This window comes from Pseudomonas reactans (assembly GCF_013385825.1).
Classification (GTDB): domain Bacteria; phylum Pseudomonadota; class Gammaproteobacteria; order Pseudomonadales; family Pseudomonadaceae; genus Aquipseudomonas; species Aquipseudomonas reactans.
The window spans coordinates 126,985-153,649 of the sequence record NZ_JACAPG010000005.1; the positions used below are offsets into that span (position 1 = coordinate 126,985).

At 61.3% G+C, this 26,665-nt stretch carries 28 protein-coding genes and 1 tRNA gene; 15 read left to right on the plus strand and 14 right to left on the minus strand.

Going from position 1 to position 26,665, the window contains the following annotated elements; translation table 11 throughout:
* The first annotated feature begins 115 nt into the window (after positions 1-115).
* Positions 116-1,279, plus strand: a complete 1,164-nt coding sequence (locus HX868_RS05310; protein WP_177002152.1) for a CaiB/BaiF CoA transferase family protein — start codon at positions 116-118, stop codon at positions 1,277-1,279.
* A gap of 68 nt (positions 1,280-1,347) precedes the next feature.
* On the opposite strand, the gene HX868_RS05315 is transcribed toward HX868_RS05310, so the two are convergent.
* Together HX868_RS05315 and HX868_RS05320 are read right to left on the minus strand one after the other, a co-directional pair.
* Entirely contained in the window at positions 1,348-1,842 is a 495-nt protein-coding gene (locus HX868_RS05315; RefSeq protein ID WP_010209629.1) for a SprT family zinc-dependent metalloprotease, read from the minus strand.
* 128 nt (positions 1,843-1,970) lie between these two features.
* Positions 1,971-2,573, minus strand: a complete 603-nt coding sequence (locus tag HX868_RS05320; RefSeq protein ID WP_016977555.1) for a Yip1 family protein — start codon at positions 2,571-2,573, stop codon at positions 1,971-1,973.
* A 341-nt stretch (positions 2,574-2,914) separates the two neighbouring features.
* On the opposite strand from HX868_RS05320, the gene ttcA reads away from it, so the two are divergent.
* Together ttcA and HX868_RS05330 are read left to right on the plus strand one after the other, a co-directional pair.
* A complete protein-coding gene (gene ttcA, locus HX868_RS05325) occupies positions 2,915-3,739 on the plus strand; it encodes a tRNA 2-thiocytidine(32) synthetase TtcA (protein ID WP_177002153.1) in 825 nt (274 codons plus the stop codon).
* 67 nt (positions 3,740-3,806) lie between these two features.
* Positions 3,807-4,478 carry a DNA-3-methyladenine glycosylase I gene (locus HX868_RS05330; RefSeq protein WP_028616779.1) on the plus strand — a complete coding sequence of 224 codons (672 nt, stop codon included), beginning with the start codon at positions 3,807-3,809 and terminating at the stop codon, positions 4,476-4,478.
* 152 nt (positions 4,479-4,630) lie between these two features.
* On the opposite strand, the gene HX868_RS05335 is transcribed toward HX868_RS05330, so the two are convergent.
* Genes HX868_RS05335 through arsC form a run of 3 tightly spaced genes read right to left on the minus strand, consistent with a single transcriptional unit; the run spans position 4,631 to position 5,983 of the window.
* Positions 4,631-5,035, minus strand: coding sequence for a DUF2069 domain-containing protein (locus tag HX868_RS05335; protein WP_177002154.1), 405 nt, complete (start codon positions 5,033-5,035; stop codon positions 4,631-4,633).
* On the minus strand, positions 5,019-5,633 hold the full coding sequence (gene wrbA, locus HX868_RS05340) for an NAD(P)H:quinone oxidoreductase (RefSeq protein WP_028616777.1): 615 nt from the start codon (positions 5,631-5,633) through the stop codon (positions 5,019-5,021). The genes HX868_RS05335 and wrbA overlap by 17 nt, the downstream gene beginning before the upstream one ends.
* Entirely contained in the window at positions 5,630-5,983 is a 354-nt protein-coding gene (gene arsC, locus HX868_RS05345) for an arsenate reductase (glutaredoxin) (protein ID WP_177002155.1), read from the minus strand. Before arsC ends, wrbA begins: the two co-directional genes overlap by 4 nt.
* A gap of 115 nt (positions 5,984-6,098) precedes the next feature.
* Here arsC and HX868_RS05350 point away from each other — a divergent pair, with 115 nt between their 5' ends.
* Positions 6,099-6,560, plus strand: coding sequence for a TlpA family protein disulfide reductase (locus HX868_RS05350; protein ID WP_095015633.1), 462 nt, complete (start codon positions 6,099-6,101; stop codon positions 6,558-6,560).
* Between the two features lie 123 nt (positions 6,561-6,683).
* Here the strand turns inward: HX868_RS05350 and HX868_RS05355 are convergent, their stop codons facing one another.
* The 4 genes from HX868_RS05355 to HX868_RS05370 all read right to left on the minus strand — a co-directional run bounded on the left by HX868_RS05355 (position 6,684) and on the right by HX868_RS05370 (position 11,486).
* Positions 6,684-7,088 carry an META domain-containing protein gene (locus HX868_RS05355; RefSeq protein WP_177002156.1) on the minus strand — a complete coding sequence of 135 codons (405 nt, stop codon included), beginning with the start codon at positions 7,086-7,088 and terminating at the stop codon, positions 6,684-6,686.
* Positions 7,085-7,525, minus strand: a complete 441-nt coding sequence (locus HX868_RS05360) for a hypothetical protein (RefSeq protein WP_177002157.1) — start codon at positions 7,523-7,525, stop codon at positions 7,085-7,087. The genes HX868_RS05355 and HX868_RS05360 overlap by 4 nt, the downstream gene beginning before the upstream one ends.
* Before the next feature lie 71 nt (positions 7,526-7,596).
* On the minus strand, positions 7,597-8,586 hold the full coding sequence (locus HX868_RS05365; RefSeq protein ID WP_177002158.1) for a 2-hydroxyacid dehydrogenase: 990 nt from the start codon (positions 8,584-8,586) through the stop codon (positions 7,597-7,599).
* Positions 8,587-8,732: 146 nt separating this feature from the next.
* Positions 8,733-11,486: a response regulator gene (locus HX868_RS05370; RefSeq protein WP_177002159.1), complete on the minus strand. Its 2,754-nt coding sequence runs from the start codon at positions 11,484-11,486 to the stop codon at positions 8,733-8,735.
* 206 nt (positions 11,487-11,692) lie between these two features.
* Between HX868_RS05370 and HX868_RS05375 the strand changes: the two genes are divergently transcribed.
* The gene (locus HX868_RS05375) at positions 11,693-12,421 is read left to right on the plus strand and encodes a response regulator transcription factor (RefSeq protein ID WP_016977572.1); all 729 of its coding nucleotides are present in this window, start codon (positions 11,693-11,695) and stop codon (positions 12,419-12,421) included.
* Positions 12,408-13,766 (plus strand): sensor histidine kinase, encoded by a 1,359-nt coding sequence (locus HX868_RS05380; RefSeq protein ID WP_177002160.1) that lies wholly within the window; start codon positions 12,408-12,410, stop codon positions 13,764-13,766. The genes HX868_RS05375 and HX868_RS05380 overlap by 14 nt, the downstream gene beginning before the upstream one ends.
* Here HX868_RS05380 and HX868_RS05385 read toward each other — a convergent pair.
* Complete coding sequence (locus HX868_RS05385) at positions 13,763-14,278, minus strand: DUF2062 domain-containing protein (RefSeq protein WP_012724913.1); 516 nt, start codon at positions 14,276-14,278, stop codon at positions 13,763-13,765. The two genes, HX868_RS05380 and HX868_RS05385, sit on opposite strands and share 4 nt — an antisense overlap.
* 135 nt (positions 14,279-14,413) lie before the next feature.
* On the opposite strand from HX868_RS05385, the gene HX868_RS05390 reads away from it, so the two are divergent.
* The 8 genes from HX868_RS05390 to murB all read left to right on the plus strand — a co-directional run bounded on the left by HX868_RS05390 (position 14,414) and on the right by murB (position 21,234).
* A complete protein-coding gene (locus tag HX868_RS05390; protein ID WP_246355482.1) occupies positions 14,414-16,639 on the plus strand; it encodes a DNA internalization-related competence protein ComEC/Rec2 in 2,226 nt (741 codons plus the stop codon).
* 73 nt (positions 16,640-16,712) lie between these two features.
* Positions 16,713-17,348 carry a MotA/TolQ/ExbB proton channel family protein gene (locus tag HX868_RS05395; RefSeq protein WP_016978182.1) on the plus strand — a complete coding sequence of 212 codons (636 nt, stop codon included), beginning with the start codon at positions 16,713-16,715 and terminating at the stop codon, positions 17,346-17,348.
* Positions 17,345-17,773 (plus strand): ExbD/TolR family protein, encoded by a 429-nt coding sequence (locus HX868_RS05400; RefSeq protein ID WP_010209650.1) that lies wholly within the window; start codon positions 17,345-17,347, stop codon positions 17,771-17,773. The genes HX868_RS05395 and HX868_RS05400 overlap by 4 nt, the downstream gene beginning before the upstream one ends.
* On the plus strand, positions 17,773-18,783 hold the full coding sequence (lpxK, locus tag HX868_RS05405; RefSeq protein ID WP_177002161.1) for a tetraacyldisaccharide 4'-kinase: 1,011 nt from the start codon (positions 17,773-17,775) through the stop codon (positions 18,781-18,783). The genes HX868_RS05400 and lpxK overlap by 1 nt, the downstream gene beginning before the upstream one ends.
* Positions 18,784-18,807: 24 nt before the next feature.
* Positions 18,808-18,993 carry a Trm112 family protein gene (locus tag HX868_RS05410; RefSeq protein WP_003174668.1) on the plus strand — a complete coding sequence of 62 codons (186 nt, stop codon included), beginning with the start codon at positions 18,808-18,810 and terminating at the stop codon, positions 18,991-18,993.
* Positions 18,990-19,754 (plus strand): 3-deoxy-manno-octulosonate cytidylyltransferase, encoded by a 765-nt coding sequence (gene kdsB, locus HX868_RS05415; RefSeq protein WP_177002162.1) that lies wholly within the window; start codon positions 18,990-18,992, stop codon positions 19,752-19,754. Before HX868_RS05410 ends, kdsB begins: the two co-directional genes overlap by 4 nt.
* Positions 19,754-20,218 carry a low molecular weight protein-tyrosine-phosphatase gene (locus tag HX868_RS05420; RefSeq protein WP_010209653.1) on the plus strand — a complete coding sequence of 155 codons (465 nt, stop codon included), beginning with the start codon at positions 19,754-19,756 and terminating at the stop codon, positions 20,216-20,218. The genes kdsB and HX868_RS05420 overlap by 1 nt, the downstream gene beginning before the upstream one ends.
* Entirely contained in the window at positions 20,215-21,234 is a 1,020-nt protein-coding gene (gene murB / locus HX868_RS05425) for a UDP-N-acetylmuramate dehydrogenase (RefSeq protein ID WP_177002163.1), read from the plus strand. Before HX868_RS05420 ends, murB begins: the two co-directional genes overlap by 4 nt.
* 62 nt (positions 21,235-21,296) lie before the next feature.
* On the opposite strand, the gene HX868_RS05430 is transcribed toward murB, so the two are convergent.
* The gene (locus tag HX868_RS05430; RefSeq protein ID WP_016977342.1) at positions 21,297-21,968 is read right to left on the minus strand and encodes a Bax inhibitor-1/YccA family protein; all 672 of its coding nucleotides are present in this window, start codon (positions 21,966-21,968) and stop codon (positions 21,297-21,299) included.
* Positions 21,969-22,120: 152 nt separating this feature from the next.
* Here HX868_RS05430 and HX868_RS05435 point away from each other — a divergent pair.
* Positions 22,121-22,211: transfer RNA gene (locus HX868_RS05435), tRNA-Ser, on the plus strand.
* Positions 22,212-22,369: 158 nt separating this feature from the next.
* On the opposite strand, the gene HX868_RS05440 is transcribed toward HX868_RS05435, so the two are convergent.
* From HX868_RS05440 to HX868_RS05450, 3 genes are all read right to left on the minus strand, one after another.
* Positions 22,370-24,334 carry an avidin/streptavidin family protein gene (locus HX868_RS05440; protein WP_177002164.1) on the minus strand — a complete coding sequence of 655 codons (1,965 nt, stop codon included), beginning with the start codon at positions 24,332-24,334 and terminating at the stop codon, positions 22,370-22,372.
* A 142-nt stretch (positions 24,335-24,476) separates the two neighbouring features.
* Complete coding sequence (locus HX868_RS05445; RefSeq protein ID WP_177002165.1) at positions 24,477-25,820, minus strand: MFS transporter; 1,344 nt, start codon at positions 25,818-25,820, stop codon at positions 24,477-24,479.
* A gap of 21 nt (positions 25,821-25,841) precedes the next feature.
* A complete protein-coding gene (locus tag HX868_RS05450; protein ID WP_177002166.1) occupies positions 25,842-26,663 on the minus strand; it encodes an aspartate/glutamate racemase family protein in 822 nt (273 codons plus the stop codon).
* Between the last annotated feature and the right edge of the window lie 2 nt (positions 26,664-26,665).

Sequence of the window (26,665 nt, forward strand, 5' to 3'; positions counted from 1 at the left end):
GCCACGAAAAAGCCCGCCGTGATCAAAACGGTCACCTTTGCTGACTGTTTCGGCGATTGCCGGAAAGCGCAGGGCTGCCTAGTCTGTGGGCAGTCGAAACGGAAATGGAGTGCCCATGTCAGGTCCCTTGGCGTCCCTCAAAGTGCTGGATTTTTCCACCCTGCTGCCCGGCCCGTTTGCCTCCCTGATGCTGGCGGACATGGGCGCCGAGGTGCTGCGTATCGAGTCGCCCACGCGCCTGGACCTGTTGCGGGTGCTACCGCCCCATGATCAGGGCACATCGGCCAGCCACGCCTATCTCAACCGCAATAAACGCAGCCTGGCGCTGGACCTCAAGCAGGCCGAGGCGCTGGAGATCGTGCGGGCGCTGGTGAAGGACTACGACATCCTGCTCGAACAATTCCGACCGGGGGTGATGGAGCGTCTGGGTTTGGGTTATGAGGCATTGAAGTCGATCAATCCCCGGCTGATTTATGTGTCGATCACCGGTTATGGCCAGACAGGTCCCTATAAGGACCGCGCCGGGCACGATATCAACTACCTGGCGTTGGCCGGTGTGGCCAGCTACACCGGGCGCCAGGACAGCGGGCCGCTGCCGTTGGGCGTGCAAGTGGCGGACGTGGGCGGTGGTTCGCTGCATGCGGTGGTGGGGTTGCTCGCGGCGGTCATCGCGCGGCAGCAGAGCGGGGTTGGTCAATACCTGGATGTGAGCATGACCGACTGCTCGTTCAGCCTGAACGCCATGGCCGGCGCGGGTTACCTGGCGTGTGGGGTGGAGCCGGAGCGGGAAAGTCATGTGCTCAATGGCGGCAGCTTTTACGATTACTATCGCTCGCGGGATGGGCGCTGGATGTCGGTGGGTAGCCTGGAACCTGGGTTTATGCAGCAACTCTGCGAGGCGCTGGGACGGCCGGAATTGGCGGCGCTGGGTTTGTCTCCCAAGCTGAAGGTGGCGCTGCAGGTTGAATTTGAGAAGCGCAGCTTTGATGAGCTGTGCGCGTTGTTCGCCGGAGTGGATGCGTGCGTGGAGCCGGTGTTGAGCCTGAGTGAGGCGGTGGAGCATCCACAGCTCAAGGCGCGGCAATTGGTCAGCCAGGTGCCACGGGGCGATGGGTCGACTCAGGCGCAACTGGCCTGTCCTTTGAAGTTTTCCGAGGGTTTGCCGCCGCCCCGACATATCGGTGCCGAGGTGGGGGCGCACAGTGACGAAGTGCTGGCGGAGTTGGGATTCAGTGTTCAGCGGATAGACGCCTGGCGAAAAAACGGCACAATTCTGTAGGAGCCGGCTTGCCGGCGATGGCGATCTTGAGGGCGCCATCGCCGGCAAGCCAGCTCCTACAGAAGAGGTCACTCCACCCGCGTTTCCCCAGTAAACACCAAGGTTTGCCGGCACCGCCTGCACAAATACCGCCGCCCCTGAGCCACCATGCCATGGCGTTGTGACGAGAACGGAAAGTCACTGTCCGCACACGGGCATCGGTAGATATAACGGGTCACTTGGCGACGCTTCACTTCATAGGTGTGGCAACGGTCCGGCGGCAGTTCGTAAACCCCGCGCATGATCAATTGCCATTCCTCACCATGGGGCTGGATGCGTTCACCAAACAATTGGTGGGCAATCAGGTGCGCCACTTCATGGGCCACGGTCTGTTTCAGGAAGTGTTGGCTGTTTTCACGGTACAACTGTGGGTTGAAACGCAGCAGGTTCTCGTGCAAATGCGCGACACCGGCCTTCTGGCCCCGCAGCTTGAGGCTGACCTGGGGGCGTTTGAAGCTTCGTTTGAAAAAGGATTCGGCTTGTAGGAAACAATCTTCGACGCGGGTATTGAGTTGCTCGGGCATGCTGACCATATCTCCAGAGACGCCCAGTATGCCGCAAAGCTGGGTGTTTCCGAATCTGTCAGGCGCCGAATGGTCATGCATGATGCACAAAGCCACCTTGCGGTGGCTTTGCCTAGGGTTTTAAACGGTCAGTTGGTGTAGATCGGGCCCACGCCCAGCCCCCAGACGATCACGGTAAACGCCATGATTGCCACCAGTACCACCAGGCCCACGGCCAGTACCGAGCTGGAAAATAGAAAGCCTTCATCCGGATCGATGTTCATGAAGGTCGGCAGCCCCACATAAAGTAAGTACACCGTGTAGCAAATGGCCGCCGTGCCCACGACCATGCCCAGCCACATATGCGGATACAGTGCGGCCAGCCCACCGATAAACAGCGGCGTAGCGGTGTAGGTGGCAAAGGCCACGCAGCGTGCCATGCTGGGGTTGGCGTCGTAGGTGCGCGCCATCCAGTGAATGAACGCACCCATCACCGCCACGCCACCGAGCATGGCAGCGTAGGACATGATGGTCATCCACAAGGCGCTTTCCTGGGTCAGCATCACTGGCGCACGGTTGCCGATGACCCAGCCAACCTGGGTGGTGCCGATAAAGGCGGAAACGGCGGGGATCGCCGCGAGAATCAAGGTGTGAGTGAGGTACATGTGGCCGATGCTTTCTTCTTTATCGCCACGGATTTCCCGCCATTCCTGGTCGGGATGGGTAAACAGCCCCACGACGTGATGGATCATGCCAGTCACTCCTGTCGTTATTACCATCGCCCCCCATCGGAGCGCCCACGGGCCAAATGGCCTCAGAGGTCTGGATAGATGTGCGACCTCTAGTCGCAGTATAGGAAGTGATGACCTGAATAACTGTAGGGCCTTTAGAGCAAATTGCGCTGTAAACATTGGGCTTAATCGCGGCGGGGTCTTTGTAGGAGCCGGCTTGCCGGCGATTGCGGTATAAAGTGCCACCAAGGTGTGGCGGCCACCGCGATCGCTGGCAAGCCAGCTCCTACAATGGAACTCGCTGGTTCTTATCGGTAAAATGCTGCGCTTTTCGTCACACACCTCTAGCGGATCCAAGCGCCATGGGCACTCTTACGGTCAACCAGAACAAACTGCAAAAACGCCTGCGTCGCCTGGCCGGTGAAGCGGTCGCCGATTTCAACATGATCGAGGACGGCGACAAGGTCATGGTCTGCCTCTCCGGCGGCAAAGACAGTTACACCATGCTCGACGTGCTGCTGCACCTGCAAAAGGTCGCGCCGATCAGGTTCGAGATCGTCGCCGTCAACATGGACCAGAAACAACCGGGCTTCCCTGAGCATGTGCTGCCGGCCTATCTCAAGGAGTTGGGCGTCGAGTACCACATCGTCGAGAAAGATACCTACTCGGTGGTCAAGGAGCTGATTCCGGAAGGCAAGACCACGTGCTCGCTGTGCTCGCGCCTGCGCCGTGGCACGCTGTACACCTTCGCGGATGAAATCGGCGCGACCAAGATGGCCCTGGGTCACCACCGCGACGATATCGTTGAGACCTTCTTCCTCAATATGTTCTTCAACGGCTCGCTCAAGGCCATGCCGCCCAAGTTGCGCGCCGATGACGGGCGTAACGTGGTGATCCGCCCGCTGGCGTATTGCAACGAGAAGGACATCCAGGCCTACTCCGACTTCAAGCAGTTCCCGATCATCCCGTGCAACCTGTGCGGCTCCCAGGAGAACCTGCAACGCCAGGTGGTCAAGGACATGCTGGTGGACTGGGAGCGCAAGACCCCGGGCCGTACCGAAAGCATCTTCCGCAGCCTGCAGAATGTGCAGCCGTCGCAGTTGGCTGACCGCAACCTGTTCGACTTCACCAGCCTGAAAATCGATGAGACTGCCGCCTCGCGTTTCGTCAATGTGGTGAACCTCTGAGCTGTTTCAACGCTCTGACACACGGCGCTCGCGGGCGCCGTTTTCAATTCAATTCCCAGGAGAGGGCATGCGCGATTACAAGTGGCTGCACGAATATTGTCTGAACCGCTTCGGTTCGGCGGCCGAGTTGGAAGCCCATCTGCCTGTAGCCAAGACCCCGGCGCAACTGCGCAAGATCAGCGATGATCGCTACCTGTCGACCCTGGCGCTGCGTGTGTTTCGTGCGGGCTTGAAGCACAGCGTGGTGGATGCCAAGTGGCCGGCGTTCGAAAAGGTGTTTTTCGGCTTCGACCCGGAAAAAGTCGTGCTGATGGGCGCCGAGCATCTGGAGCGGCTGATGCAGGACACCAGCATCATCCGGCATTTGGGCAAGCTCAAGAGCGTGCCGCGCAATGCGCAGATGATCCTCGACATCGAGCAGGAGAAGGGCAGCTTCGGCGCGTTTATCGCCGATTGGCCGGTGACTGATATCGTCGGGCTATGGAAGTACCTGAGCAAGCACGGCCATCAACTTGGCGGGCTGTCAGCGCCGCGCTTCTTGCGCATGGTCGGCAAGGACACTTTTGTGCCGAGTTATGACGTGGTGGCGGCGCTGAACGCGCAGAAGATCGTCGACAAGGCACCGACCAGCCTGCGCGACCTGGCGACGGTGCAGGGCGCGTTCAACCAGTGGCACGCCGAGAGTGGGCGGCCGATGTGCCAGTTGTCGATGATGTTGGCGTACACCGTCAATCACTAACCGCTTTTACTGTGGCGAGCGGGCTTGCCCCGCGTTGGGCTGCGAAGCAGCCCTAATTCTGCTATCGCATTTTTTCAGATGGATGCCATCGTCTGTTTTTGGGGCCGCTGCGCAGCCCAACGCGGGGCAAGCCCGCTCGCCACAACGCTAGGTTATTCAGTCAACCGCCGATTCAACTGATGCCGCCACCGCACATACAACAACGCCGTACAAAACACCGCCAGGCTCGCCAGCATCTCCAGCACCCCGAACCACTGCCGGTTCGGGTCATACGCCGCCAGCGCGCCCTTGATGAAATACAGGTTCACCACAAAGCACATCCACGAGTGCCCGCGCGCGCTGCCCAGCAGCATGCCTGGCGCGAGCAACAGCAGCGGCACCAGTTCGATCAGCAGGATCACCCACGGCCGCGCGCCATGCAGGTCGGCGACGAATAGGTAATACACGCACAGCAGACCCACCAGGCCCAAAAACGCCAGCAGGCTGAGCACGCGTGCCAGCTTGACCCGCGGCTCGAGCCACGCTTGGGGTGGCAGGACCTTAGGCTTTCTGGCCACTGCCGCTCTCCAGCAAGGTAGCGGTAGTCGCCAGACGCAGGCCAAGGGCACGGCACAGGGCGATTTCATGTTGATCGAGCATGCGTTTGCCGTCGGGGCCGGCGTGATGGCTGGCGCCATACGGTGTGCCACCGCCCTGGGTGTCGAGCAAGGCCTGTTCGCTGTAGGGCAGGCCAGTGATCAGCATGCCGTGGTGCAGCAGCGGCAGCAGCATCGACATCAACGTGGTTTCCTGACCACCGTGCAGGCTGGCAGTGGAGGTGAACACCCCGGCCGGCTTGCCGACGAGGGCGCCGGTGAGCCATAGGTTGCTGGTACCGTCGATGAAATACTTGAGCGGCGCCGCCATGTTGCCGAAACGGGTCGGGCTGCCCAGGGCCAGGCCCGAGCAGTGCTTCAGGTCGTCGAGGCTGGCGTATAGCGCGCCTTCGTCCGGAATGCTCGGCGCTACGGCTTCGCACTCGGTGGAGATCGCCGGCACGGTGCGCAGTCGCGCTTCCATGCCGCCTTGCTCAATGCCCCGGGCTATCTGCCGGGCCATTTCGCTCACCGAGCCATTGCGGCTGTAATACAACACCAGCACATAGGGCGACGTCACGGCAGGATCTCCAGCACGTTTTCCGGCGGACGGCCAATGATGGCTTTGTCGGCGGTTTCCAGGATCGGGCGCTCCATCAGCTTCGGGTGCTCGGCGATGGCGGCAATCAACTGGGCTTCGCTGAGGCTGGCGTCGGCGAGGTTGAGCGCCTTGTATTCATCTTCGCCGGTGCGCAGCAGTTGGCGGGCGCTGATGCCCAGCTTGCCCAGCAGCGTCTTTAATTGCGCGGCGTTCAGCGGGGTTTCCAGGTAGCGCACCACGTTGGGCGTGAGGCCGCGGGCTTCCAGCAGTTCCAGCGCACCGCGGGATTTCGAGCAGCGCGGGTTGTGATAAAGCGTCAGATCGGTCATGTGCGGGTCGCATCTTGCGTAAGGTGGCGGGTATTCTACCCGCGCAGCGACCTGTCCTTAAACCGTAAGAGGCGATAGGTCGCAGCCAACGTTCATTTTTGCGAAGGATTACCCCATGACAAGGCGACTGATCGGTGCATTGGCGATCATCACAACCCTGCTGCTCAGCGGCTGCGGTAACGATTACGGCGTTGACCAATATGGCAAGAAGGTGGCTGCCGAACGCTTGGACAAGCAGTGGCTGGTGGTCAACTACTGGGCCGAATGGTGTGGCCCGTGCCGCACGGAAATCCCCGAGCTGAATGCCTTGGCCGAGCAACTGAAGGCGCAGAACGTGGGCGTATTCGGGGTCAACTTCGACAACGTGCAAGGCGAAGAGCTGAAAGCCGCCAGCGATAAGCTGGGCATCAAGTTCACGGTGCTGGCGCAGAATCCGGAAGAGATTTTCGATATTCCACGCAGCGAAGCCTTGCCGGTGACCTACATCATCGATGACAAGGGCAAGGTGCGTGAGACGTTGATGGGCGAGCAGACGGCGGACGGGGTGTTGGCCAAGCTCAAAGCTCTGAAGGGCTGACACGCTTTTACTGTAGGAGCGAGCTTGCTCGCGAAGAACGTCAACGATAACGCGTTTATTCTGGTCACGCGCGTTGTCCTTTGGTTCTTTGCGAGCAAGCTCGCTCCTACAGTGGAAGGAGGATCAGCCTTCTTCAAGCCATAGGCGAATCGGCTTGCCCTCGGCCGGCCAGAATCGCGTCTGTTCGATCGGCGAGATGTCCCAGCGCTGTACACCCTGCAGGGCCTGGAAGAAGCGGTGTTCCTGCTCCATCAAGGCCTCGGCGCAGAGTTTGCGGGTGCTGCCGATCTGGCCGAAGCTGAGTTTTTCGCCGTCGACGGTGTAGGGCGCGAACCAGTGGTTGCAGCCGCCGTTGCCGTAGGCACGGCCATCGGCGCCGAGGGTAACGGTCAGGTGCGCGTAGTCCATCAGCGGCCGTTCACCAATCCATTCCACCACGTAGCTGTGATCCTGCTTGAGCTTGACCGCGTCCCCGGCGCAACCCGTCAGGGCCGCCCCGACGGCGGCGAGCAGAAGCAGGCCTCTCATTGCGCGGCCTGCTGGCATTTCGGGCAGCGGTGCTTGTCGCCCTCGCTGGCCCAGCCCAATTCGGCAATGCGCGCGTTAGCGGCGGGTTGCAGCGGCGCTTTGGTCAGCTTGGTTTCCACCGCGAATTCAAACTCCAACACCGCATCGCAGCTGTCGCAGTTGACCTTCCAGGTGTGAATCTCCAGCTCGCCGAACTTCGGCCCCTGGGCCATGGCGACCCACTGGCCCGCCGGGCGGATGGAGTAGCGCGCATCACCTTCGACGGTGAGGCGCATCGACAGGGTTTTACTGCCGCGCAGGGAGACGATCAAAACGTCGCCATGCTTGATCGAACCCCCATTGCCAGTGACCTGGTAACGGCCCGGCACCAGGGCGCGGCATTCGATCAGGGTGTGTTGCGGGCTCAGCAAACTGAAGCGGAAATCGTGTTCGGCCATGGATCCTCCAAATAGGCGCGGCATCCTATCACGGGTGCTGGCTCATCATGAGCCTGGTATGTGACCGCTGATCATCCCTCGACGAGGTTCTGCGCCCGCCCATTGGCCCAGGCCGCAATGTTGGCCAGGGTAGTACCGGCAATCGCTGCCAGGGCTTCGCGGGTAAGAAACGCCTGGTGGGCGGTGATGATCACGTTGGGGAAGGTCAGCAGGCGGGCGAGTACGTCGTCCTGTAGGGGCAGGTCGGAGCGGTCTTCGAAGAACAGCTGGGCTTCTTCTTCATACACATCCAGTCCCAGGTAGCCGAGCTGACCGTCCTTGAGCGCTTCGATCAGCGCCGGCGTGTCGACCAGCCCGCCGCGACCGGTGTTGATCAGCATCGCGCCTGGCTGCATCTGCGCCAGGGAACGGGCGTTGATCAAGTGCTTGCTGTCGGCGGTCAGCGGGCAATGCAGGCTGATGATCTGCGCCTGGGCCAGCAGTTCGGGCAGGCTCACGTAGCGCGCTTCCAGGGCCTGCACTTGCGGGTTGGGGAAGGGGTCGTAGGCGAGTAACCGGCAACCGAAGCCGGCCATGATTTTGGCGAAGGTGGCACCGATCTGCCCGGTGCCGACCACGCCGACGGTCTTGCCCACCAGGTCGAAACCGGTGAGGCCGTGCAGGCTGAAATCACCGTCGCGGGTGCGGTTATAAGCGCGGTGCAGGCGACGGTTGAGGGCGAGGATCAGCGCGACCGCATGCTCGGCCACCGCATGGGGCGAATACGCCGGCACGCGCACGATGGTCAGGCCCAGCTGTTTGGCGGCGGCCAGGTCCACATGGTTGTAGCCCGCCGAACGCAGCGCGATCAACCGCGTGCCGCCCTTGGCCAGGTGCTCCAGGACCGGGGCGCTGAGGTCGTCGTTGATAAAGGCGCAGACCACTTCGTGATGCTCGGCAAGGGCCACGGTGTCGAGGTTGAGGCGGGCGGGCTGGAACTGCAGTTCCAGGCCGGGCGGCAGGGGTTCGCCGAGAAAACTGTCGCGGTCGTAGGTCTGGCTGCTGAAAAGAATGACGCGCATGGAAAAGCTCCCTGCAATTCAAGAGTTGGGATAAGTCCCCTGTAGGAGCGGGCTTGCCCGCGAAAAACGCCAGGACAGCACGTTTCTACAGGCACCCGTGTAATCGTTGACGACCTTCGCGGGCAAGCCCGCTCCTACAAGGGCGTTCAGGCGTTGACCCGCGCTTCACTGGCGAGTCGGGCAATGGCCATGTCCAGTTCGTCCAACGCATGCTGGGCCTTGGCGTCGTCCTGCTTGAGCAGGGTTTCGGCGCGGTGGCACGCAGCCCGCAACTGCGGTACGCCGCAGTAACGGGTGGCGCCGTGCAGGCGGTGCACGCGTTCGATCAGGGCGTTGTTGTCGTTGGCGTCACGGGCAAGGGTGATGGCGAGTCGGTCGGCCTCCAGGGAGGCGAGCAGCATGGCGAGCATATCCGCCGCCAGATCAGCCTTGCCGGCGGCCAGGCGCAAGCCTTCTTCATGGTCCAGCACGGGCAGTTGTATGCCGGGGCCGAGGCCGTCTGATGCGCGTTCCGGGCCTTGATTGCGCAGCGCTAGGCCGGTCCACTTCAACACCACCTGGGCCAGTTGCCGCTCGCTGATGGGTTTGGTCAGGTAATCGTCCATGCCGCTTTGCAGCAAGGCGCGTTTTTCGTTGGCCATGGCGTGGGCGGTGAGGGCGACCACCGGCAATGGCGTGCCGCTGCGTTCGCTTTCCCACTGACGGATCGCCTCGGTGCTCTGGCGGCCGTCCATGCCGGGCATTTGCACGTCCATCAGTACCAGGTCGAAGGTATCCTGTTTCACCGCGTCGATGGCGGCATACCCGCTTTCCACGGCGCGCACTCGTGCGCCCATGTCTTCCAGCAGGGTCTGTACCAGCAGCAGGTTCGCCGGGTTGTCGTCCACGCACAGCACGCGCGGCGCACGACTGGACAACGGCTCGCCCGGTTCGCTGCGCGATGGGCGCGGGCTGATCAGGTCGGACAGCGCGCGACGCAGCTTGCGCGTGCACGCCGGCTTGGCCTGCAACTGGCTGTTGGGGTTGGGCACGGATTGGTTGAACAGCATCTGTTCGGTGGTCGGGCACAGCACCAGCACTTTGCAGCCCAAATGTTCGAGGTCCCATAGATGCTGGTTGAGGCGCTCGGGCGGGATGTCGTTGGCGGTCACGCCGAGTACCGCAAGGTCGATGGCCTGCTCGGTCTGATGGGCGCTGGTGATACCGTTGGTGAGGCTTTCCAGGCTATTGAACGGCGTGACGTCCAGGCCGCAGTCTTCCAGTTGATGTTGCAGCGCCTGGCGCGCCAGTTCGTGGTTTTCCAGCACTGCCACGCGATGGCCCAGCAGCGGCGCGCAAGGCAGGTCTTCGACATCGTCACGGGTCTTGGGCAGGTTCAGGCTGATCCAGAATTCCGAGCCTTCGCCTGGCGTGCTGTCTACGCCGATTTCACCGCCCATCTGCTCGATCAGGCGCTTGGAAATCACCAGGCCCAATCCCGTGCCGCCGGGTTGGCGCGACAGCGAGTTGTCGGCCTGGCTGAAGGCCTGGAACAGCGCGCGCACGTCCTGATTGGACAGGCCGATGCCGGTGTCCTGCACGCTGATGCGCAATTGCACGCTGTCTTCCTGCTCGTCCTCGATCATCGCCCGGGCGACAATGGTGCCTTCGCGGGTGAACTTGATCGCGTTGCTGATCAGGTTGGTGAGGATCTGCTTGAGGCGCAGCGGATCACCCACCAGCGCCAGCGGCGTATCGCGATACACCAGGCTTACCAGTTCCAACTGCTTGGCGTGGGCGGCGGGGGCGAGGATGGTCAGGGTGTCTTGCAGCAAGTCGCGCAGGTTGAACGGGATGCTGTCGAGCACCAGCTTGCCGGCTTCGATTTTCGAGAAGTCGAGGATCTCGTTGATGATGCCCAGCAGGTTGTCGGCGGACTTTTCGATGGTGCCCAAGTAGTCGAGCTGGCGTGGGGTCAGCTCGCTTTTTTGCAGCAAATGGGTAAAGCCGAGAATGCCATTGAGCGGCGTGCGGATTTCATGGCTCATGTTGGCTAGGAACTCCGACTTGATGCGGCTGGCCTCCAGGGCCTCCTTGCGCGCCAGGTCCAGCTCGATGTTCTGGATCTCGATGGTTTCCAGGTTCTGGCGCACGTCTTCGGTGGCTTGGTCGATGCTGTGTTGCAGTTCTTCCTGGGCGTTCTGCAAGGTCTCGGCCATGCGGTTGATGCCCGAGGCGAGCTGGTCCAGTTCCTGGCTGCCCAAGGGCGGCAAGCGGGTTTCCAGGTTGCCGTCCTTGAGTTGGGCCACGGCTTGTTTGATCTGGCCGATGGGCGAGTTGATGGTGCGGCTGATGCGCAGGGCCAGCGCCGCGGTGCAGATCAGGCCGATGGCGATCAGCAACAAACTGGCGAACAGGCTGCGGTAGCCACGCAGCAACATGCCGTTGTGGGACAGTTCCACCTCGACCCAACCCAGCAGGCGGTCGGCTTCATCCGGGATCAGCTCGCCCGCGAGGTTGCGATGGCGGCCAAACACCGGCAGCAAATAGCGGGTGGCGTCATTGCCAGTGCGCTGCAATAAATGGGAGCTGTTGCCGACCGGCGGCTGGTTGAGCATGGTCGGGCCGGCGTGGGCGAGGGGCGCGCGATCGGGGCTGAGGAAGGACACGGCACGCACATCGGGCTGTTCCAGGGATTGGGTGGCGATGCGCTCGAGCAAATCGGTATTGCGCGCACTGAGGGCGGGCGCGACCAGAGGCGCCAACTGTTCGGCGATCATTTCGCCGCGTTGCAGCAATTGGGTCTGCAGTTCAGAAAGCTGCATCCAGGTGAAATAGCCGCCCAGCAACGAGGCCATCAGGCTGGTCGGTAATAAGGTCAGCAACAGTACGCGGCCTTTTATCCCCATTCTTGTCAGCACGCCACTCTCCTGCTACCACATTGATATCTACGGAATTGCGCGGGCATCCGGCCCGCGCCACCTGCGCAGTGTAGCCATTTGCGCGGCGAGGAATCTTGCAAATTAATGACCTACGGCAATCTTGAAGGCATTTGGCGGCCAGTGGCGATTGCCTGCGGCGGGGTTATCTTGAATAATCAGTCATTGAGAATGACTTGCAGATACTAATGAATCCCGTAGCAATTGGCCTGCCCAGTATCCTGACCATCGAAGACGACCCCGTGTTGGGCGCTTATGTCCATGAGCACCTGGGACGTTGTGGTTTCCACGTCACGTGGTGCCAGAATGGCCAGCAAGGCCTGCAGATGGCGCGTGACCAAGTGTTCGACGTGGTGTTGATGGACATTCTGCTGCCAGGGCTGGACGGTTTGTCGATCCTGACCCATCTGCGCCAGAGTCATTCGATCCCGGTGATCCTGATGTCGGCACTGGGTGCCGAGGCCGATCGCATCAGCGGTTTTCGCCTGGGCGCCGACGACTACCTGCCCAAGCCCTTCAGCATGATCGAGTTGCGCGTGCGCATCGAGGCTATCCTGCGTCGGGTGGCACTGGACCGACGTCCGTTGCCGAGCCTGGCGCCAACGCGTGACGATGCCCGTACCCTGCGCTTTGACGATGAGCTGTGCGATGTCTGCCACCGGGAACGTTGGGCTGGCCTGACCCGCAGTGAGTATCGCCTGTTGGAAACCCTGCATCGCAACGCTGAAGAAGTCCTCAGCAAACCCTTCCTTTACCAGCATGTGCTGCAACGCGGTTACGCGCCCCATGACCGTAGCCTCGACATGCATATCAGCCAGATCCGCCGCAAGCTCAAGGCCATCGGCTACACCGAGCGCGAAGTGCGCACGGTGTGGGGCAAGGGCTATGTATTGAGCGGTGCCGATGACAGCCTTTAAACGCCTGCCGGGCAAACACTCGTTATTCTGGAAGCTGGCCTGCCTGTTGATCGCCTTCTGTTTGCTGATGATCTGGCTCAGTTGGTCGTGGGGGCGCTACATGGAGCAGAAGAACGCCTACCTGTCGGATGAAGCGCGGATCACCTTGAGTGGCTACGCGGTGCGAGCGGAGCAGGCCTGGAACCGAGACGGCAATGCGGGCGTCGATGCGTGGCTGCAGGAGATGGGCAAACGCGAAACCACCTGGATAGGCGTGATCGGCAATGACCTGCAATCGCTGAGCAGCTACCCGCTGACCGACAAGGAAAGCCAGCGCCTCACCTTTCTGCGTGGCCTGGACTGGCCGGTGAGCCGGCATACCAAAGGCCTGCCGTGGCTGAAAATCCCGTTTCCCGTCGACCCCAACGCAGGTTCGCTGGTGATTGAATTGCCGCAGCGCTTCATGCCAGGGCGTTATCAACTGTTCTGGCGGGTGGTGACCAATGGCGTGATCCCCGGCCTGTTTACTTTGTTGCTGTGTGTCGGCCTGTATCGGCTGCTGATCATGCCCCTCAATCAATTGCGTGAGCAGGCCAATGCCTGGCGGGCCGACCAGTTGAATACGCGGCTGTCCCACGACGCCACCAGTCGTCAGGATGAATTGGGTGAGCTAGGCCGTGCGTTCGACCATATGTCCGAGCGCTTGCAGGGCACGGTGGTTTTGCAGCAGCAACTGCTGCGGGACATGTCCCATGAGCTGCGCACACCGCTGAGCCGCCTGCGCGTGGCCTGTGACAGTGAGCAGGACCTGACGCAACTGCGCGAGCGGCTTGGCCGTGAGATCGACGCCATGCAACGCCTGGTGGAAGACAGTCTGCAACTGGCCTGGTTGGACACCGAGCGGGCGCCGATGCCCCAGGAAGATATCCAGCTTCAGGCGCTGTGGGACATGTTGCGCGAAAACGCATGCTTCGAAAGCGATTGGCCCGCATCACGCCTTCCGTGCCTGCTCGGCCCGGAGTGCTGGGTGCGGGGCAACCTGAATGCGTTGGCCCAAGCCCTGGAAAACATCCTGCGCAACGCTATTCGCCACTCACCCTTGGGCGAAGTGGTCAGCCTGGATGGCCGGCGTGAGGGGGATTACTGGCATGTATGGCTGGAGGACCAGGGCGGCGGGATCGATGACGGAGACCTGGAACGAATCTTCGCGCCCTTCACCCGCTTGGACGGATCACGCCCCGGCGATGGTGGCTTCGGTCTGGGCTTGAGCATCGCGCGCAATGCCGTGCAACGTCAGGACGGCAGCCTGTGGGCGGAAAACACCGGAAAAGGGCTGCGAGTGCACCTGCGCCTGCGGGCTTGCTAGGCGCGACGCTGTTTGCGTTTTTTCCATTGATGGGCCACCCACCAGCGCCAGTAGCCCATGGTCAGGCAATACGCGAGCGCACCCAGCACCAACCCCAACACCACTGAACCCAGCAGGAACGGCTGCCATAACGTGCTCAATTGGCCGCTGATCCATTCCCACGTCAGGTCATCCGGCAGGCTGCGCGGCGGCACATTCATCAGCCAGGCGCCGGTCATGTAGGTGCAGATAAATACCACCGGCATGGTGATCGGGTTGGTCAGCCATACCAGGCTGACCGCGATGGGCATGTTGCCGCGCACGGTGATCGCCAGGACAGCGGCCAGCAGCATCTGTAACGGAATCGGAATAAAAGCCGCGAACAAACCCACAGCCATTGCGCGTGCGACCGAGTGGCGGTTCAGGTGCCAGAGGTTCGGGTCATGCAGCAAGGTGCCAAGAAACTGTAATGACTTGTGTTCCCTGATACTGCTGGGGTCAGGCATGTACCGTTTGAATAAGCGCCGGGGCATAAGGGGTCCAGGTCAGTTCGAGGGGCAAGTATGCCCGCATTCTATAAACAGAAAATTCAGACTTTGTGACAAAACATCATAGGCCGTGCTGGGCATCCGGCTAAGACTGAGTGGATCACTTGAAAAGGATGATCCATGAGGACAGGGATGTTCGCGTTTGCGCTGGGGTTGCTGGCCTTGCGCTTTTTACCGGGATTGCCGACGACCGGCTGGCTGATCGCCTTGCTGGTGCTGGCCTTGATGCTATTGCCGTTTCGCACGTATCCCTTGGCGTTTTTCCTGTTCGGGCTGAGTTGGGCGTGCATGAGCGCGCACTCGGCGCTGGATGATCGCCTCAAGCCAGTGCTGGACGGCCAGACGCGCTGGGTGGAAGGGCGGGTCAGCGGGCTGCCGCAACAGACGGACGAGGGCGTGCGCTTTGTACTGACCGACAGTCGGTCGCGTAATGCCCGGCTGCCCACGCGCATCCGGGTGTCCTGGCGTGGCGGGCCGCCCGTGCGCAGCGGTGAACGCTGGCGCCTGGCAATCACCCTCAAGCGGCCCGCCGGGTTGCTGAACTTCCATGGGTTTGATCAGGAGGCTTGGCTGCTGGCCCAGCGCATTGGCGCCACGGGCACGGTAAAGGACGGGCAGCGCCTGTCACCGGCTGCCAACGCCTGGCGCGACAGTGTGCGTCAGCGTTTGCTTGCGGTGGACGCCCAAGGCCGGGAGGCGGGCCTGATTGCCCTGGTGCTGGGCGATGGCTCTGGATTGACCGCTGCTGATTGGCAGGTGCTGCAAGACACCGGGACTGTCCATTTGCTGGTCATCTCCGGCCAGCACATCGGTTTGCTCGCTGGCTTGATCTACGGCTTGATCGCCGGCCTGGCCCGTTACGGGGTTTGGCCTCGAACCTGGCCCTGGCTGCCCTGGGCCTGTGGGTTGGCGTTTGCCACGGCGCTGGGTTATGGCTTGCTGGCCGGGTTTGGCGTGCCGGTGCAGCGCGCGTGTGTGATGGTTGGCTTGGTGCTGGTGTGGCGATTGCGCTTCCGTCATCTGGGGCTGTGGTGGCCTTTGTTGCTGGCGCTCAATGGGGTGTTGGTCCTGGAGCCGTTGGCCAGTTTGCAGCCTGGGTTCTGGCTTTCCTTTGCGGCGGTGGCGGTGCTGATCCTGGCGTTTGGTGGCCGGCTGGGGCCGTGGAGCCTGTGGCAGGCATGGACCCGGCCGCAGTGGTTGATTGCCATCGGGTTGTTTCCGGTCTTGTTGGTGTTGGGGTTGCCGATCAGCCTGAGTGCACCGTTCGCTAACCTGGTGGCGGTGCCATGGATCAGCCTGGTGGTGTTGCCGCTGGCGTTGCTGGGTACTGCATTGCTGGCGTTGCCGTTTGTGGGGGAAGGTCTGCTGTGGCTGGCGGGCGGGGCACTGGGTGCCTTGTTCAACGGCTTGGCGTGGCTTGCCGGGCAGATGCCGGCCTGGATTCCGGCCGACGTACCGCTGGGGTATTGGCTGGTGAGTCTGCTCGGGGCTGTGCTGCTCCTGCTTCCCACAGGTGTGCCGTTTCGTGTGCTGGGCTGGCCACTGCTGTTGCTGGCGGTGTTCCCCCCGCGCACGCTGGTGCCCGACGGGCAGGTGGAGGTGACGCAGCTTGACGTCGGCCAGGGGCAATCGCTGATTTTGCGCACTCGTCATCACACGTTGCTCTATGACGCCGGCCCGCGCTCCGGCACCTTCGATCTGGGGGCTCGCGTGGTACTGCCGTCTCTGCGAAAACTCGGGGTAGGGGAGTTGGATATGCTGCTGCTCAGCCACGCCGACGCCGATCATGCCGGTGGTGCGGCAGCCGTTGCCAAGGGCATGCCGATCAAGCGCGTGGTGGGCGGGGAAACTGAAGGTCTACCCCCATCGCTCGGCACTCAACCTTGCGTCAGCGGCGAGCGATGGACCTGGGACGGTGTGACCTTTGAACTCTGGCAGTGGCCCGACGCTTTCAGTGGCAACGCGAAGTCCTGTGTTTTGCAGGTGCAGGCCAATGGCGAGCGCCTGCTACTGACCGGTGATATTGACCGCGCCGCCGAGCAGGCCATGCTCGCGTCCCCCCTGGCGGTGCCCACCGATTGGCTGCAAGCGCCGCACCATGGCAGTCGCAGCTCATCGTCCTGGCCCTTTGTGGAGCGGCTTGCTCCACGGTCCTTGTTGATCTCGCGGGGGCGCAACAACGCGTTCGGCCATCCCCATCCGCAGGTGATGGCGCGTTACCAGCGATTGGGCAGTCAGGTGTATGACAGTGCCGAGCAGGGCGCCGTGCGTCTGCAACTGGGGGCTTTCACGCCGCCGGAGGTTGCGCGCGGTCAACGCCGCTTCTGGCGCGAGCGGTTACCTTAGGCGCGGCCGATGGGGTCTGTGGTCGACGCACCTATATGGTAAAGTGGCGCACTTTTTCGAGGGGACATTCACTGTGTGGGAATTGGTCAAATCCGGCGGCTGGATGATGTTGCCGATCATCATGAGCTCTATCGCCGCACTCGGCATCGTCGCCGAACGCCTGTGGACCCTGCGCGCCAGCCGTGTGACCCCCGAGCATTTGCTGGGGCAGGTCTGGAGCTGGATCAAGAACAAGCAGCTCGACAAGGAAAAGCTCAAGGAGCTGCGCGCCAACTCCCCGCTGGGTGAAATCCTCGCCGCCGGCCTGGCCAACTCCAAACATGGTCGCGAGATCATGAAAGAGTGCATTGAGGAAGCCGCCGCCCGCGTCATCCATGAGCTTGAACGTTACATCAACGCCCTCGGCACCATCGCCGCCATGGCGCCGTTACTCGGCTTGCTCGGCACGGTGCTGGGCATGATCGATATCTTCAGCTCGTTCATGGGTTCCGGCATGACCACCAACGCGGCCGTACTGGCCGGTGGTATCTCCAAGGCGCTGATCACCACGGCCGCAGGCCTGATGGTGGGTATTCCGTCGGTGTTCTTCCACCGTTTCCTGCAACGCCGCATCGATGAACTGGTGGTGGGCATGGAGCAGGAAGCCATCAAACTGGTGGAAGTGGTGCAGGGCGACCGTGACGTGGACCTGGTTGGGGGCAAAGCGTGAAATTTCGCCGCAAGCAACGGGAAAACGTCGATATCAACCTCGCGTCGCTGATCGACGTGGTGTTTATCCTGCTGCTGTTTTTTGTCGTCACCACCACCTTCACCCGGCAGACCGAGCTGCGCGTCGACTTGCCGGAAGCCGTGAGCGGTTCGCCGGCCGAGGACCAGCAAGTCAAGCAACTGGACATCGCCATCAGCGCCGACGGGGTGTTTTCGGTGAATAACCAGTTGCTCGAGAAAAACGACCTGGCCAGCCTTATGGATGCCTTGCAGAAAGAGTCCGGCGGCGACACTAAGCTGCCGCTGTCGATCAGTGCCGATGGCAAGACCCAGCACCAGGCCGTGATCACCGCAATGGACGCCGCCGGTAAGCTCGGCTTCAGCCATTTGCGCATGACCACCGTCGAGGCGGCGGGCCAACCCTGATGGCCCTGTCTGATCGTTTGCTCAAGGCCTGGTACGAGGGCCATCCGGCGCTTGCGCTGCTGCGGCCGCTGGAGTCCTTGTATCGCCGGGTGGTGCAGGGCAAGCGTGCACGCTTCCTGGCGGGTGAAGGCGAGATCTATCAATCGCCGGTGCCGGTGGTGGTGGTGGGAAATATCACCGTGGGTGGCACCGGCAAGACGCCGTTGATCCTGTGGCTGATCGAACACTGCCGACGCAGCGGCCTGAGCGTGGGTGTGGTCAGCCGAGGTTATGGCGCCAAGCCGCCGCAGTTGCCCTGGCGGGTCGAAGCCAGCCATAGCGCCGACGTGGCGGGTGATGAGCCCTTGTTGATCGTGCAGCGCTGCGGCGTGCCGCTGATGATCGACCCCGATCGCAGCCGTGCGGTCCAGGCGCTGCTCGCCAGCGAAACCCTGGACCTGATCCTCTCCGACGACGGCCTGCAACACTATCGCCTGGCCCGCGACCTTGAACTGGTGCTGATCGACGCTGCCCGCGGCCTGGGTAACCGCCGTTGCCTGCCGGCGGGGCCGTTGCGTGAGCCGGTTGAGCGTTTGCAGAGCGTCGATGCGCTGTTGTACAACGGCGCCGTCAGTGATCGAGACGATGGTTTTGCCTTTCGCTTGCAGCCCACCGCACTGGTCAACTTGCTGACCGGCGAGCGGCAGCCGGTGGATCATTTTCCAGCAGGCCAGCAGGTGCATGCAGTCGCCGGCATCGGCAACCCGCAACGTTTCTTCACTACCCTTGAAACGCTACACTGGCAGCCGATACCCCATGGGTTTGCCGACCACGCGACTTACAGCGCCGAAGTCCTGAATTTTACGCCGTCATTGCCGCTGGTCATGACCGAAAAGGACGCGGTGAAGTGCCGCGCCTTTGCCCAGCCCGACTGGTGGTACCTTGCGGTGGATGCACTGCCGTCGCCGGCGTTCGTCGCCTGGTTCGACACGCAGCTGATGCGTCTGCTGCCTTCCCGCCTTTTGCCTTAAACCGCTGCTTTCCAGGAAACACTCATGGACACCAAATTGCTCGACATCCTCGCTTGCCCGATCTGCAAAGGCCCGCTCAAGCTCAGCGCCGATAAAACCGAGCTGATCAGCAAAGGCGCCGGCCTGGCTTACCCGATCCGTGATGGCATCCCGGTGATGCTGGAAAGCGAAGCCCGCACCCTGACCACCGATGAGCGCCTCGATAAATGACCACCGCCTTTACCGTTGTCATTCCTTCCCGCTACGCCTCGACCCGCCTGCCGGGCAAGCCGCTGCAACTGATCGGTGACAAGCCGATGATCCAATTGGTATGGGAGCAGGCCTGCAAGAGCAGCGCCGAGCGCGTGGTGGTGGCCACCGACGACCCGCGTATCATCGAGGCCTGCAAGGGCTTTGGCGCCGAGGCGGTGCTGACCCGCGAAGACCACAACTCTGGTACCGATCGCCTGGCCGAAGTCGCCACCCAGCTTGGCCTGGCGCCAGACGCCATCGTGGTCAACGTGCAGGGCGACGAACCCCTGATCCCACCGAGCGTGATCGACCAGGTGGCCGCCAACCTGGCCGCCCATGGTGAAGCGCGCATGGCGACCCTGGCCGAGCCGATCGAAGACATCGAGACCCTGTTCAACCCGAACGTGGTAAAGGTCGTCAGTGACATCAATGGCCTGGCGCTGACGTTCAGCCGTTCGACCTTGCCTTGGGCCCGCGACGCCTTCGCCAAGCAGCCTGACGTGTTGCCGGAAGGCGTGCCTTACCGTCGCCATATCGGCATTTACGCCTACCGCGCCGGTTTCCTGCATGACTTCGTCAGCTGGGGCCCATGCTGGCTGGAAAACACCGAGTCCCTGGAGCAACTGCGGGCCCTGTGGCACGGCGTACGCATCCACGTGGGCGATGCGCTGGAAGCGCCGCCCGCCGGTGTCGACACCCCGGAAGACCTTGAGCGCGTCCGTCGCCTGCTGGGGGCCTGATGGAGGTTCTGTTTGTCTGTTTGGGCAACATCTGCCGCTCGCCCACCGCAGAAGGCGTGCTGCGCCATAAATTGCGCGAAGCGGGGCTGGCGGGGCAGGTCGAGGTCGCGTCCGCCGGGACGGGTGAATGGCATGTCGGCAACCCGCCGGACCAACGCAGCCAGCGTGCGGCGTTGGTGCGCGGCTACGATTTGTCGGCCCAGCGTGCCCAGCAGGTTTCTCGCGCCGACTTTGCGCGCTATGACCTGATCCTGGCCATGGATCACAGCAACTTGCGCAACCTCAAGGCCCTGCAGCCGGGCCAGGGCAAGGCGGAGCTGGACCTGTTCCTGCGCCGTTACGACGCCGAAGTGGACGAAGTACCAGACCCGTATTACGAAGGCGAACAAGGTTTCGAACGGGTCCTGGACCTGATTGAACGTGCCTGTGATTTATTGGTGATCGAGTTGAAGGGGCGGTTATGACCTTGCAGGTGCTTGCGCAGGTGTCGCTCAAGCCATTCAACAGCTTTGGCATTGACGTGTGTGCCCAACTGTTCGCTGAGGCCCGCAGCGACGATGATGTCCGTGAGGCCTTGGCCTATTCGGCCGCACACGCGGTGCCGCTGCTGGTGATCGGCGGCGGTAGCAACTTGCTGTTGACCCAGGACATTCCGGCGCTGGTGCTGCGCATGGCCAGCCAGGGCATCCGTGTGTTGCACGACGACGGCACGCAGGTGGTGGTCGAGGCCGAAGCCGGCGAGGCCTGGCACCCGTTCGTGCTATGGACCCTGGAACAAGGCTTCTGCGGCTTGGAAAACCTCAGCCTCATCCCCGGCACCGTTGGCGCCGCGCCCATGCAGAACATTGGCGCCTACGGTGTCGAGATCAAGGATGTATTCGCCGGCCTGACCGCCCTGGATCGTCACACCGGCGAGTTGCGCGATTTCGGCCTGGAGGAGTGCAACTTTGCCTACCGCGACAGCCTGTTCAAGCACGAAACCGCCCGCTGGCTGATCCTGCGGGTGCGCTTTGCCCTTAGCCGCGCCAGCCACCTGAAACTCGACTACGGCCCGGTGCAGCAGCGGCTGGCGGGGCAGGGGATCACCGAGGCGACACCGAGTGACGTCAGTCGCGCGATCTGCAGCATCCGCCGGGAAAAACTGCCCGATCCGGCAGAGCTGGGCAACGCGGGCAGCTTCTTCAAAAACCCGCTGGTGTCCCAGGTGTTGGCGGCTGAGCTGCAGGCGCTGTATCCGGACCTGGTTGCGTACCCGCAGGCCGATGGGCAGATGAAGCTTGCGGCTGGCTGGCTGATCGACAAGGCCGGCTGGAAGGGCTTCCGTGACGGCGATGCCGGCGTGCACACGTTGCAGGCACTGGTGCTGGTCAACTACGGCGAGGCCACCGGACACGATATTGCGAACTTGGCCCAGCGTATCCAGCGCGACATTGCAGAGCGCTTCAAGGTCGATCTGGAAATGGAGCCCAACCAGTATTGAGTCCCTTCAAACAAAAATGCCCCGCATCTTTCGATGCGGGGCATTTTTTAGGGTGCTGACAATCAGTCGTCGCGGCTCATGATGCCGAAGATCTGCAACAGGCTGATGAACAGGTTGTAGATCGATACATACAGGCTGATGGTTGCCATGATGTAGTTACGTTCACCACCGTGGATGATTGCGCTGGTCTGGAACAGGATGCACACCGAGGAGAACAGCACGAAACCTGCGCTGATCGCCAGTTGCAGGCCGCTGATCTGGAAGAACATGCTCGCAACCACAGCCGCTAGCAACACGAAGAAACCAGCGGTGATGAAACCACCCAGGAAGCTCATGTCCTTGCGGGTGATCAGCACGTAGGCCGACAGACCACCAAACACCAGTGCGGTCATGGCAAACGCCGAGCTGACCACTTCCGCGCCGCCGGCCATGCCGAGGTAACGGTTGAGGATCGGGCCGAGGATAAAGCCCATGAAACCGGTCAAGGCAAACGCCGACACCAGGCCCCAGGCCGAGTCACGCAGCTTGTTTGTCAGGAAGAACAGGCCATAGAAGCCGATCAGCACGACAAAAATATTCGGGTAGCCGACGCGCATCTGCTGGGCCACGAACGCCATCACGCCGCTGAATGCGAGGGTAAGGGCGAGCAGGCCATAGGTGTTGCGCAACACACGGCTGACTTCAAGCTGCTCAGCCTGCGCGTTACCATTCACTGCGTAATTCTGTTCGCGCATGGCGACACTCCTTCGGTTTTGAAACGTTCAGTCGCAAAGATCATAACAGACGCTCTGTAACAAGCGATGGCAAGAGTTTGACAGTGTGTTTCATTCGGGTATTATGGCGCCCGCTGAGACGGGATGGGCTACTATAATCCTGTGATGCACAAGGGAAATTGGCAGAGTGGTTGAATGCACCGGTCTTGAAAACCGGCGGACGTTAATAGCGTCTCCAGGGTTCGAATCCCTGGTTTCCCGCCAAGATTCAAACAAAAGCCCCGCGAATGCGGGGCTTTTGCGTTTCTGATGGCCCGTAATGCGTCGCGCAAAACATTTGATCGTTTCCGCAACTCGACGTCAGCGGGTCGGTTTCAGGAGCTGGCGTGACGATTTGCCGTCACTTGGTGGCGGCGATGACATCAGATTGAATTGGCGCCAGCACTGAGCGCCCTCTTGAACAGGATCGATTTGACCTGTGTTTGCACATAACGCCGTGACGCTGGTGTGGATGACGTGAACAGTGCCAGCAACGTTAATCCATCTTCTTTAAGATCCAGCGAACCGGCCAGCGTCAGTACCGTGTCACCGCTCTTTTGTGCAGCGGTAAGGCTGACCGATTGTAGTGACAACCCGACCGCACCCGCGTTGATATCAGTAAAACCGGATATTTCGACACACTCGCTGGAGGTCGTCAACGTACCGCTGACACAACCTAAAGCGAGCTGACTTGACGCACTGACGTGCAGTTTCAGGTCATATCCCTCGGTCGCAAGCCATGTGCCATTTAGCGGGTTGTCTTGCTTCGAGGACATCGTAGGGGCAACAGGATTTAGTTCTATGGCCTCACCTGGAACCCGTCGATAGCTCAGTTTGTCGAGGTACGTTCCTTGATTAGCCAGATCGGGAAATTCACGGGTGGCGACGAGCAAATGCGATAGTTCGAACCGATCCTCGCCTGCAATCTGGTGGAGCTGTCCGCACAACCCCGATACCCAATGCCAACTAGGATCAGCCTGCTGCTGATCCAGCGGGTGCCAGTCTATTGCCAATGCCACAGGTAGCCCTTGTTCCTGTGAGAGACTTGTACTCGCTTGATAACCCGTTATGGCGTATTGCCCCGTTGAACCCGTGGACGACTGATACGAGCCGGTTATCACATTACCGGTAACCGTCAATGTCATTACCGAGCCGTAGTCATTTTTCCAGGTGCCTGCGACGGAAAATGGTGGCTCTGTTTGGACATTAGCTACGGTCGGGCTTAGCACCTGGTTTCCACGGACGAGCGTGCGTGCCTCTGCCTCAAAGCGCCGCGAAGATGATCGGGTGATGATCTGCGGCCCTTGCGGACGATTGAACAGCCACATCCCAACCGGCGCAAGTGAGTAAGCGCCCGGGCGACATTGCACCACGCGGTATTCGTAGACAGTGTAGCAATGCTCCATCACCAGCGAACCGACCAACACCAGGTCGGCAAGCCCCAGTGGCTCGAATTGAGGAAGGGTTTTGCCCTGATCTGGTCCTTCCTCGATCAGGACGTTGTACAGATCGGGACCGAGGGTAATCTCGCCATCGGCGAAGCCCAGGACGACCTCTGGGCTCCCTCCCTGGGCAATGCGCTCAAGGGTTTGACGCATTAGTCGGTCATCCCCTTTGAATCGCGATGAGCCAGAATCCAGTGCGAAGGTGACGTTCCTGGCCAAAACATCCCCGCCTACGGTGTAAGACACCAAGGGTGTCGACCAGATGTATTCCACGCCGCGTACTTTGCTGTAGAGCGACCACGGCAGAAAAAGGTGTGGGCCGCGAGTTTTTTCAGCTTCCACGGCGCCCATTTGGCAGACGCCGCGACGCGAAGCAGGGTCCCAATCGAAGGCAACGAAGGGTTGATGGGGGGCAATTTTTCCACTGTTCATCAACGTCTGAAACACAAACGAGCTTCTTCCGTCGACGTAGGCGCTGCTGCTGGGCAAGCCCATGCCACCGTCCCAGTCCAATTGGTGAAACTGCGTTCCGGTGTAGTCTGCCGCCAGTAGCAGCTGAGTGGGCAATACGGTGTTATTCAGGGTCAATACATCCGAACCGGACTTTACCTGCATGGTGCCCCAGGGGCCGAAGCTGTAAGGGCGTTGTAGGCAATCGGTGAAGGTAAAGCTGCTGGACGCCTGATAGTCAAACCGGCCAGCGCTGTAGTGCTGGCAGCGGTCGGGCGAGCACAGTGTGGAGGTTATCCAGGTAATATTGGTTCCGGAGTCCAGCGACAGCTTCAGGAGTTGCCCTGGTGTGCCTACCGGTACAAGGGTGTACCAAGGTGCGGCGCCGTTGTTCTGAAACGGGCCGCGTTGCATGGTGAGGGTCAACCCGTCACGCCATTGTTGATTGTCCATAGTGAATTCCGTTTCTGCGATTTGATGGGGTCATCCGATCGGATGACCCGGTTGAGGTCTGTAGTTATTCAAACGCAGGGGCAGGGTGCTGGCTGTCAGTCACCATGGACAACATCGGCCTGAAAGCACGATAGGCATTGTGCTAATCCAATGCCTTGCCCTCAGTTTCAGGAATGAACAGCGCCAGCAACACGGTTGCCAGCATGAAGGCATTGATAAAGGTGGTGGTCATGTTGAACGAGGCGCCGTAAGCCACCAGCGCGCCGATCAACGAGGGCGCCAGGATATTGGCCACGCGCTGAGCGAATATCGCCCAGCCATACCCGATAGTACGCAGCGGCGTCGGGTACAGCTCGGCGATCCAGGTGCCCCACACGCCCCATGCTCCCAGGCTGAAGAACGCCAGGGCGAAGTTGCTCAGGTACAGCATTTCCAGGCTTTGAGCGTTGGCGAAGCCGTAGCCGGCGAGCACTGAGGCGCTGATGAATCCGATGATGATGTATTTGCGGCCATAGCGATGGGTAAGCCATGACGCCGCCATGTAGCCGGGGATCATGCACAGTGCCGACAGCGCGATAAAACCGTAACTTTGCGGCAGGCTCAGTCCGCGTTGCTGCAACAGCGTCGGCAGCCAGGTCTGTAAGCCCCAGTAGCCCCATGAGAACGTAAAATTCACCAGGATCTGCAACGCACTGATCCTGAACAGCGCTGGTGAAAACAGCTCCCGCTGGCGCCCTAGCGTCGTTTGGTCCACTTGCAGCAAGCAATCCTCAGGCACTTGCACGGTGCCTCGGCTTAATTGTGTGATGACCGTGCGCGCCTGTGGTTGGCGATTGACGCTGGCCAGCCAGTACGGCGACTCCGGCACCCAGCGAGCCACCACTAATGCCCACAACCCACCCAGTGAACTCACCACAATGATCGTGCGCCAACCATAGGGCATCAGCCATACGGTCGCGCCCAGGGCCAGCAGCATGCCGATTGGCCATCCCGAGGCCAGGTACACGGTCAGCGCGCCGCGATGGCGTACTGGCAATAGCTCCTGATAGTGAGCAAATGTCACCACCATCATGCCGACTGCGGCCACCCCCGACAGCAGTCGTAATGCGTAGAGCGAGGCGTAGTCGGGGGCAAACGCGCTCGCCAACGACACCACGCCGTAACTGGCCAGGCTCCAGACCACTGCGCCCTTGCGGCCGATACGTTCGGCGAGCTTGCCCCAGACCAGCGAGCCTAGCAGCATGCCGATGAACATCGCGCCGATCAGGTGGCCGACGGCAAGCGCATCCAGGGAAAAATCCTTGGCGATCAGCGGCGCTGTGTAGACGATGATCATCATCTCCCACGCCTCAATGGCGAATACAAAGAACAGGGCGAGGCAGCACTTGAGGTGCTCGCGGGTCAGGGGTACGTCTCTGAATACATCGCCCACTTGCCGAGTGGAGGTGTAAGTGGTTTGTGCGGGCATTGGCGTGACGTCGCTCATAGAGAGTGCTCCAAGTGAAGGCTAGGCTTGCACACGGTTACCAATCGGCACCGGGCCCTGAAACAGGCCGAAGGCTTTGATTTCGGCTTCCGGTGGCGGCTCGCAACTGCCGACGCGGCTGGGGCTCCAACCGAAGCGCTGCTTCATGCCTGCCATGGCCTCGGCCATCTTGAACGCGGCGACCACAGGGTCGATCACGGGGACGCCAACCTCACGCTGCACCTGTTCGAAGAAACCAAATTCGATGGTGCAGCCCAAAATGATCGCTTCCGCGCCGTCTTCCTCAACGGCCTGAAATGCCTGCTCAATGATCTTGCGACGGGTGAGGGCCGGGTCTTTCTGGAACTCATCGACGCCCATGCCCAGCGCGCGCATAGAGGCGAGTCGGTCCGCCGCGCCGTAGCCTCGTATGCGCTCGCGCATTTGCTCCATCCATTTGTCTCGCCCGACGATGATCGAATAACGGTTAGCCAACTGGTCGGCGATCTGCAAACTGGCCTGGCAGGGTGCAACGACCAGGCAATTGCCGGAGATTTCCCGTGCATCCTCCAGGGCCGGATCGTAGAAGCAGCCAATCACCAGTGCATCGATGTTTTGCTGCGCGCAATCGCGGGCGACGCGTACTGTGCGCTCGTAAGTCATTGCCTCGTAGGCCCGGTACTCCAGGTGTGTTGGGCTGGGCTGCATGTCGAACGACACCACTTCGATGTGTGTCGAGGGCTGCTTGATGCCGTGCAGCAAGTCGGCGATCGGTGCGTCGAACATCGAGCAACCAATGGGGTTAAGCCAGCGCACTGTCACCGGCACATCGTGTGGCGGGGGAGTGGGGGTTGGGGTGTGCATAG

What these genes read in the sequence shown, in the direction of transcription:
- kdsB (WP_177002162.1), top strand. Translation starts at nt 18,990, where the DNA reads ATGACCACCGCCTTTACCGTTGTCATTCCTTCCCGCTACGCCTCGACC.
- ttcA (WP_177002153.1), top strand. Translation starts at nt 2,915, where the DNA reads ATGGGCACTCTTACGGTCAACCAGAACAAACTGCAAAAACGCCTGCGT.
- HX868_RS05355 (WP_177002156.1), bottom strand. Translation starts at nt 7,088, where the DNA reads ATGAGAGGCCTGCTTCTGCTCGCCGCCGTCGGGGCGGCCCTGACGGGT.
- HX868_RS05430 (WP_016977342.1), bottom strand. Translation starts at nt 21,968, where the DNA reads ATGCGCGAACAGAATTACGCAGTGAATGGTAACGCGCAGGCTGAGCAG.
- HX868_RS05350 (WP_095015633.1), top strand. Translation starts at nt 6,099, where the DNA reads ATGACAAGGCGACTGATCGGTGCATTGGCGATCATCACAACCCTGCTG.
- HX868_RS05375 (WP_016977572.1), top strand. Translation starts at nt 11,693, where the DNA reads ATGAATCCCGTAGCAATTGGCCTGCCCAGTATCCTGACCATCGAAGAC.
- HX868_RS05380 (WP_177002160.1), top strand. Translation starts at nt 12,408, where the DNA reads ATGACAGCCTTTAAACGCCTGCCGGGCAAACACTCGTTATTCTGGAAG.
- HX868_RS05410 (WP_003174668.1), top strand. Translation starts at nt 18,808, where the DNA reads ATGGACACCAAATTGCTCGACATCCTCGCTTGCCCGATCTGCAAAGGC.
- HX868_RS05440 (WP_177002164.1), bottom strand. Translation starts at nt 24,334, where the DNA reads ATGGACAATCAACAATGGCGTGACGGGTTGACCCTCACCATGCAACGC.
- HX868_RS05360 (WP_177002157.1), bottom strand. Translation starts at nt 7,525, where the DNA reads ATGGCCGAACACGATTTCCGCTTCAGTTTGCTGAGCCCGCAACACACC.
- HX868_RS05445 (WP_177002165.1), bottom strand. Translation starts at nt 25,820, where the DNA reads ATGAGCGACGTCACGCCAATGCCCGCACAAACCACTTACACCTCCACT.
- HX868_RS05385 (WP_012724913.1), bottom strand. Translation starts at nt 14,278, where the DNA reads ATGCCCCGGCGCTTATTCAAACGGTACATGCCTGACCCCAGCAGTATC.
- murB (WP_177002163.1), top strand. Translation starts at nt 20,215, where the DNA reads ATGACCTTGCAGGTGCTTGCGCAGGTGTCGCTCAAGCCATTCAACAGC.
- HX868_RS05320 (WP_016977555.1), bottom strand. Translation starts at nt 2,573, where the DNA reads ATGATCCATCACGTCGTGGGGCTGTTTACCCATCCCGACCAGGAATGG.
- HX868_RS05330 (WP_028616779.1), top strand. Translation starts at nt 3,807, where the DNA reads ATGCGCGATTACAAGTGGCTGCACGAATATTGTCTGAACCGCTTCGGT.
- HX868_RS05420 (WP_010209653.1), top strand. Translation starts at nt 19,754, where the DNA reads ATGGAGGTTCTGTTTGTCTGTTTGGGCAACATCTGCCGCTCGCCCACC.
- HX868_RS05315 (WP_010209629.1), bottom strand. Translation starts at nt 1,842, where the DNA reads ATGCCCGAGCAACTCAATACCCGCGTCGAAGATTGTTTCCTACAAGCC.
- HX868_RS05450 (WP_177002166.1), bottom strand. Translation starts at nt 26,663, where the DNA reads ATGCACACCCCAACCCCCACTCCCCCGCCACACGATGTGCCGGTGACA.
- HX868_RS05390 (WP_246355482.1), top strand. Translation starts at nt 14,414, where the DNA reads ATGAGGACAGGGATGTTCGCGTTTGCGCTGGGGTTGCTGGCCTTGCGC.
- lpxK (WP_177002161.1), top strand. Translation starts at nt 17,773, where the DNA reads ATGGCCCTGTCTGATCGTTTGCTCAAGGCCTGGTACGAGGGCCATCCG.
- arsC (WP_177002155.1), bottom strand. Translation starts at nt 5,983, where the DNA reads ATGACCGATCTGACGCTTTATCACAACCCGCGCTGCTCGAAATCCCGC.
- HX868_RS05310 (WP_177002152.1), top strand. Translation starts at nt 116, where the DNA reads ATGTCAGGTCCCTTGGCGTCCCTCAAAGTGCTGGATTTTTCCACCCTG.
- HX868_RS05365 (WP_177002158.1), bottom strand. Translation starts at nt 8,586, where the DNA reads ATGCGCGTCATTCTTTTCAGCAGCCAGACCTACGACCGCGACAGTTTT.